At 35.9% G+C, this 6,726-nt stretch carries 6 protein-coding genes; all 6 read right to left on the reverse strand.

The features are described 5' to 3' along the window. The coding region (locus tag RT405_RS03795) for an ABC transporter ATP-binding protein (RefSeq protein WP_396163200.1) at positions 1–1,366 on the reverse strand (1,366 nt) is incomplete at its 3' end. Between the two features lie 107 nt (positions 1,367–1,473). Next, positions 1,474–1,854: a DUF488 family protein gene (locus RT405_RS03800; RefSeq protein WP_313467686.1), complete on the reverse strand. Its 381-nt coding sequence runs from the start codon at positions 1,852–1,854 to the stop codon at positions 1,474–1,476. 94 nt (positions 1,855–1,948) lie between these two features. Then, positions 1,949–4,033, reverse strand: coding sequence for a glycine--tRNA ligase subunit beta (glyS, locus tag RT405_RS03805; protein WP_313467688.1), 2,085 nt, complete (start codon positions 4,031–4,033; stop codon positions 1,949–1,951). Between the two features lies 1 nt (position 4,034). After that, positions 4,035–4,946, reverse strand: coding sequence for a glycine--tRNA ligase subunit alpha (glyQ, locus tag RT405_RS03810; protein WP_313467690.1), 912 nt, complete (start codon positions 4,944–4,946; stop codon positions 4,035–4,037). Positions 4,947–5,257: 311 nt separating this feature from the next. Continuing rightward, positions 5,258–6,058: a DNA repair protein RecO gene (gene recO / locus RT405_RS03815; protein WP_396163203.1), complete on the reverse strand. Its 801-nt coding sequence runs from the start codon at positions 6,056–6,058 to the stop codon at positions 5,258–5,260. A 40-nt stretch (positions 6,059–6,098) separates the two neighbouring features. Then, a partial coding sequence (gene era / locus RT405_RS03820) for a GTPase Era (protein WP_313467692.1) occupies positions 6,099–6,726 on the reverse strand: 628 nt, incomplete at its 5' end.

Here is a 6,726-nt window from a genome sequence, read left to right on the forward strand (position 1 = left end):
GCATGTCAGCAACAACTTTTTCCAAGTGTGCTAACTGTACAGCACGTGCAATTTCTTCTTCACTTGCATTAAGGTTGCCATACAGAATATTTTCACGAAGACTTCCAGGAAATAAAAAGACATCTTGCTGAACAATACCAATCTGGGTTCTTAAAGAGTCTAAAGTGACATCTTGAATATTCGTGCCATCAATCTTGATTTCACCTGCATTTATTTCATAAAAGCGAGGCAACAAATTGCAAATAGTGGTTTTTCCTGCTCCACTAGGTCCAACAAAAGCAATTGTTTCTCCAGCAGATACCGAAAGATTAATATCATTTAATATTCTTTTAGACTGATCATACCAAAAAGAAACCTGCTTGTATTCAATATTTCCTTTTACAGAAGACAACTCTTTAGCACCTGGCTTGTTTTGTATAGATGGTTTTTTGTGTAGTTCTTCTCGAAAACGATTAAAACCAGCAATACCTTTAGGATAACTTTCAATCATCGTATTCACTTTTTCAATCGGCCGTACAAAAATATTCGCTAATAAAATGAAGCTGACGAATTCGCCATAACTAATCTCATTGCGAATCGTATAAAATGCTCCAAAAAACAAAGCAAACAAATTAATTAAACGAATAAGAAAATAGTTGTACGAAGAACTGATTCCCATCATTTTATAAAATAAAATCTTTGATTTACGGTAAGCTTGATTGAGTCCTTCAAAGCGAGTTGCTTCATACTCTTCATTAGCAAAAGCTTGTACTTCCCGAATACCGCTGACTGAAGCTTCAATACCGGCATTAAATTCTCCTAAATTACGGTAAATATCTGTATTGACAACCGTCATTTTTTTATTGAAGAACACTAAAGCAATCGTAATAAACGGAATCAAGATAAAAGTTGCAATGGCTAACTTAACATGAATCGTTAACATTAAAATAAAAGCACCAAATAAGGTGATCAAAGTGATAAAAACATCTTCTGGGCCATGATGAGCAACTTCTGAAATTTCAAATAAATCAGTCGTCAACCGAGCCATCAGTTTCCCTGTCTTTTTATTATCAAAATAACTAAATGGCTGTGTTTGAAGATGGGCATATAGTTCTCGGCGCATATCCGTTTCGATATTTACTCCAAGTTTGTGTCCAAAATAGACAACGATGTATTGCAAAACAGTATTAACGATATATAAAAATAAGAGCGAAAGTGAAGCAGTAACAATCAGAGTCCAGTTTTCGGACGGCAATAAATCGTCAATGACTTGATTGACAACGATTGGAAAGGCCAGCTCCAGTACTGCTGCCAAAATAGCACATAAAAAATCAAGAAAAAACAATTTTTTATATGGACGATAATAACTAAAAAAACTTTTTAACATAAAATCCCCCTTTGTATCCTGTTATTTATTATAAGCAACCTGTCAGACAAATGAAAGGTCAAATCTTTTATTTATCTGGCTAAGTTCCTTAATAGGAAAATACTCGTTTAGTCAATCGCTTTTGCTTCTGAAACCCCTTTTGAAGCAAGAAACTCAAGTAAGACTGTTACCTGGTTGTTTTCCTTATCTTTTGCTGAGTACAATAAAGTAACATTCCCTCTTTTTAGATGAGTTTTGATCAGGTCAACGAATGCATCGCTCTTTTCATTCTCGTTCAATTCTTTTAAATAATCTTTTCTAAACTGTTCAAATTTTTCGGGATCATGATTAAATGTTTTGCGTATTTCTGTAGAAGGCGCAATTTCTTTTTCCCACTCATCTAACGCAGCTCTTTCTTTGGATATTCCTCTTGGCCAGATGCGATCAACTAAAATACGATAATGATCTGCTTTTTCTGCTGCCTCATAAATGCGTTTCATTTTCAACATAACCTTTTCCTCCTAATCTGTTTATTTAGCATAAATAAAAGTTCCACTAAAGAAAGAATATCTTTAGTGGAACAAAAAGTAAAAAAATTCGTTTTTATTTAACGATTAACTCGTCAACACTTGCAAAAGAAAGAGTCAATTGAGCGATTTTTATTAATAAAGCTAAGCGGTTGTTTCGAATTGCTTCATTATCTGCCATTACCATATTTTCATCAAAAAAGGCATCAATGACGGGCTGAAGACTCTTTAAAGCTTGGTATTTTTCTTCACTGTCTAATTGATAAAAGTGGTCTTCTATTTTTTCAATATGAGCAGCTAATTCTTTTTCAGAAAGCGTCTCAAACAATGATTGATCTACTACAGGTGAAAGGTCTGTTAGCAATTCTTTATTTTTTTTAGCTAAATTTAAGACTCTCGTCAATGCTTCGATTGTTGGTTTGAATGTAGTGTCTTGAAGGTGTTTTTCTAAAATACGGCTTGCTTTTGCGATTTCAATCAAATCTTCTTGATTTGATTGTAGCGCTGCATCAATTACATCGTATCGAATGTCTTCATTCCGTAATAACTGATGAAGCCGAGCTTTTACAAAATCTATTACTTCTTTGCTACTTTGTTCATAGCCTTGTACCAAAGTTTCAGGACTCGTTAACAAACTTTGAAGCAATTCTTTTCTTAATGTGCCGAAAGGAAAAAACCAATTTTGTTTCTCTACAATTCGAACGATTCCAAAAGTTTGCCGTCTCAAAGCATAAGGGTCATTAGATCCTGTTGGAATTTTTCCAATCGCAAAGAAAGACATGACACTCTCTAACTTGTCTGCAAGAGCTAAAACGGCCCCTACTGCAGTTTGCGGCAACTCGCCCTCACTTGAAATAGGCAAGTAATGTTCCCGAATAGCCGTTGCCACTGCAGCTGACTCTCCTTGTAGCAAAGCATATTTTTCTCCCATAATACCTTGCAGTTCTGGAAACTCTCCTATAACATTTGTAACCAAATCAAATTTGTAAATGGCTGCGGCACGATCCAAACTTGTTAATTCTTCAACAGATAATCCTACAGTGTTTCCGATTACTTGGGCAAAAGAACGAACCCGCTGCATTTTATCATAAACTGATCCAATTTGTTCATGGAAAGTAACTTGTTTCAATTGCTCTACACACTCTTGGATAGTTAATTTTTTATCTTCCTCATAGAAGAATTTTCCATCGTCTAACCGAGCAGTTAAAACTTTTTCATTCCCTTTTACAACTGTTTCAATGTACTCAGCATTCCCGTTACGTACAGAGATGAAATAAGGCAGCACATTGCCTTTTTGATCTGCTACGTCAATATACCGTTGGTGGTCTCGCATGGAAGTAATCAAAATTTCTTTTGGAATGTTCAAGTATTCTTTATTAAAGGTACCGTAAAAGGCGGTTGGGTACTCAACCAGATTATTGATTTCTTCTAATAAATCAGGGGCAATAGTGATTTGCCATTGATGTGCTTCAGCTATAGCTTGAATTTGCGATACGATCATATTTTTCCGTTTTGAACTATCGGCAATAACAAATTCTTTTTCTAATGCAGCTTCATAGTCTAACGCAGTTGAAAGAGATAGGTCTTTACCTAAAAAACGATGCCCTCTGGTTGTATTAGACGTTTGAATGTCTAATAAGCTAAATGGAATGATCTCTTCATCTAACATAGCTGTTATCCAATGAATCGGACGAATGTAGTTTAAATGATAAGTGCTCCATTTCATGCTGACTGGGAAACTCATTGATGTGATGACTTTATCTAAATGAACTAGGATATCCTTAGCCGGTTTTCCAGCAATAAATTTATCTACGTGTACATAGTCAATTCCTTTGATCTCTTTAAAGTAAATCTCTTCTACAGACACTCCTTGGCCTCGCGCAAATCCTATCGCAGCTTTACTCCATTGTCCTTCAGAGTCTAATGCTATTTTTTTTGCTGGGCCTTTGCTTGACTCTTCAATATCTGCTTGTTTATCTGCTAGGTTTTTAACGATAACAGCTAGTCTTCTCGGAGTTGAAAAAGGCACGATTTCTTCATAAGTCAATCTATTTTCATCTAAGAAGTTCTTTGTTCTTTCGACTAATTGCAGACTGCTTGGTCCTACAATATGCGCTGGTATTTCTTCTAAACCGATTTCTAACAATAGATTTTTAGTCATTTTATTTTACCTCCTCAGTTGTAGTCGAATGATTTTTAAGCAAAGGAAAACCAAGCTTTTCTCTTTCAGTTACAAATGCACGGGCAATGGCACGGGCCATTTTACGAATTCTAGCTAAATAACCAGCGCGCTCAGTAACAGATACTGCTCCTCGTGCATCAAGTAAGTTAAATGCATGACTGCATTTTAAAACATAGTCATAAGCGGGATGGACTAAACCGGCTTCAATTTGTCTGGTAGCTTCCTTTTCATATTCATCAAATAACATCAAGAGTAATTCTTGATTGCTGTTTTCAAACGCATATTTTGAATGTTCGTATTCAGGCTGAATAAAAATTTCTCCGTATTTAACCCCTTTTGTCCATTCGATATCATAGACGCTGTCAACTTCTTGAATATAAGAAGCTAGGCGTTCTAAACCGTACGTAAGTTCACTGGTTACAGGATAACATTCTAACCCTCCAACTTGCTGGAAATAAGTAAATTGGGTGATTTCCATTCCGTCCAACCATACTTCCCAACCTAAACCGGCACAGCCCAAAGAAGGATTTTCCCAGTTGTCTTCAACGAAGCGAATGTCATGTTTCAAAGGATCGATTCCTAGTAAAACTAAACTTTCTAAGTAAAGTTCTTGAATATTTTCTGGAGAAGGTTTCATCACTACTTGGAATTGGTGATGTTGAAATAGACGGTTAGGATTTTCTCCATAGCGGCCGTCAGCTGGGCGTCTTGATGGTTCAACATATGCAGCATTCCAAGGTTCAGGCCCAATAGCACGTAAAAAAGTATATGGACTCATTGTTCCAGCACCTTTTTCAGTATCGTAAGCTTGCATCAACATGCAGCCTTTCGACGACCAATAATTTTGTAAAGTTAAAATGATTTCTTGAAAAGTTAATTTTTCTTCCTTCATTTTTTACACTCCTTTGATTTATTTACTTGGTTTAATGTAGAATAAAATAAAAAATCGTCCCTATGCTAATGGTTATTAGCATAGGGACGATTTTTTATCGCGGTTCCACCCTAATTCTAGTTAAAAAAACTAGCATCTTCTTTGAACAGCTCAAGAATGCCTTTCGAAGTTCCATCTTGATCTGGCTCCCACTATCCCAAATTCGCTAAACAAGAATATAGAAAATCTACTTTTATTTCTATCCACACTGTTTATTCTATTAAACTTATCATATCCTGTGGAGGTTTCATTTGTCAATCTTTTCTTAACAATTATTTATTCTTATCCGGCTCATCTTTTTTTTTATCTAAAAGCAGGTTTCCCCAATTGTACATTTGATCAATAAATCGTTTGCTTTTTAATTTAATTCCAACAGATTCATCGTAAATCAAATCTAAAACGGTTCTAATTTCCCGCTTTGTTTCTGGTTTTAGGCTAATCGTGCCTAACTGATCCATCGAAATGACTGAAAAGAGTCTTAAAAAATGGATAGCTCTCGGACTTGCATGATAACGGTGCTGATCAAGGTCCCAATGGTTTTGACAAAGTAAACCGCCATAACTGCCTGAGTAATCAAACGGTCCAGTTGTTTTTCCGCATATGCGGCACCCTCTCCATTCAGGAGCAACCCCAAAATAAGGCAACAGTTGAACTTCAAAAATATTCACTAAGATCTCCGGATCTGTTCCTTCATCGATTTCATTCAGTATTTGCTGGATCGTATGAAATAATGTTGGATCCGGTACGCCATCTTCAAGTGCAACATCTGCTAAATTTAATATATAGGTCGCGTAAGCATTTAAAAAAATATCAGTATGCAAATGATTTAGATGAATGAGATCTTTAGCATCGCGAATAAAACAAAGACCTGTTTCTCTAATATCGGCTATATAAGTTGCATTAGTAAAAGGCAGGATAGCGGTTTTTAGCTTATTATTCGGCTTGCGGGATCCTTTAATAAAAAACATACGTTTACCATACTGGGATGTAAAGATTTTAACTAAACGATCGTTTTCTCGATAATTACGCACGGAGATGACAATACCTTCTGTTTCTTGTAATTCTGCCAACATACTGCCCCCTCACATTGAAAACTTCAATGAGACAACTGAATTAATAATCATCCATCCGGTAACCAAAATCTTGTAAATTTGTCTGACGGTCACGCCAATCTTTTTGTACTTTCACCCATAGATCTAAATAAATCTTATCTCCTAGTAAAACTTCAATATCGCGACGAGCGCGTATCCCAATATCTTTTAACATCTTTCCGCCTTTTCCGATGATAATGCCCTTTTGACTTGAACGTTCTACAATAATGGCAGCATGGACTTGCACTTTTCCAAGTTCATTTCGTTGCATGCTTTCAACTACGACAGCAACTGAATGCGGCACTTCTTCACGCGTTAATTGCAAAACTTTTTCGCGAATCAACTCTGAGACAATAAAATATTCAGGATGGTCTGTCACTTGGTCTTCCGGATAGAATTGCGGTCCTTCTGATAAATAGTTGGTGATTTCAGAAAGTAAGGTATCAACATTATTTCCTTCAGTAGCAGAGATTGGAATGATTTGTTCAAACTCCATTGTCGTCCGATAGTCGTCAATAATTTCCAGTAATTTATCAGGGTGTACTTCATCAATCTTATTAATCAATAAAAATACTGGAATGTTTTGTTCTTTTAATTTTTCAATAATAAAGTTATCTCCAGGACCACGCTTTTCAGCAGCATTCACCATA

Origin of the sequence: Carnobacterium sp. (genome assembly GCF_032094055.1) — a bacterium.
Lineage (GTDB): Bacteria > Bacillota > Bacilli > Lactobacillales > Carnobacteriaceae > Carnobacterium_A.

Coding starts and splice junctions, on each gene's coding strand:
- RT405_RS03800 (WP_313467686.1), bottom strand. CDS start 1,854: ATGTTGAAAATGAAACGCATTTATGAGGCAGCAGAAAAAGCAGATCAT.
- glyS (WP_313467688.1), bottom strand. CDS start 4,033: ATGACTAAAAATCTATTGTTAGAAATCGGTTTAGAAGAAATACCAGCG.
- glyQ (WP_313467690.1), bottom strand. CDS start 4,946: ATGAAGGAAGAAAAATTAACTTTTCAAGAAATCATTTTAACTTTACAA.
- recO (WP_396163203.1), bottom strand. CDS start 6,058: ATGTTGGCAGAATTACAAGAAACAGAAGGTATTGTCATCTCCGTGCGT.